This window comes from Chromobacterium sp. ASV23 (genome assembly GCF_016428945.1).
In the GTDB taxonomy this organism is placed as follows: Bacteria; Pseudomonadota; Gammaproteobacteria; order Burkholderiales; family Chromobacteriaceae; genus Chromobacterium; species Chromobacterium sinusclupearum.
On record NZ_JAELTR010000286.1, the window covers coordinates 1 to 254 of the forward strand.

The following is a 254-nucleotide window of genomic DNA, read 5'->3' on the forward strand; positions in this document are numbered from 1 at the left end:
AGTTCAGCAGCACGCAGGCCACGGTGGCCAGCGCGGAGAACAAGGTGGCGTTGACCGGCACGCCGCGCTTGTCCAGCTTCTTCAGCGCGCGCGGCGCGTTGCCCTGCTCGGCCAGGCCGAACAGCATCTGTCTCTTATACACATCTCCGAGCCCACGAGACTCCGCCAATTATCGCGTATGCCGTCTTCTGCTTGAAAAGGGGGGGGGGGGGGGGGGGGGGGGGGGGGGGGGGGGGGGGGGGGGGGGGGGGGGG

1 protein-coding gene is annotated in these 254 nt (G+C 70.5%); it reads right to left on the reverse strand.

The genetic code is table 11. The annotated features are described in order from the left end of the window. On the reverse strand, nt 1-127 hold a 127-nt coding region (locus JHD59_RS22645; RefSeq protein ID WP_233164494.1), incomplete at its 3' end, for a hypothetical protein. Nucleotides 128-254 lie beyond the last annotated feature (127 nt).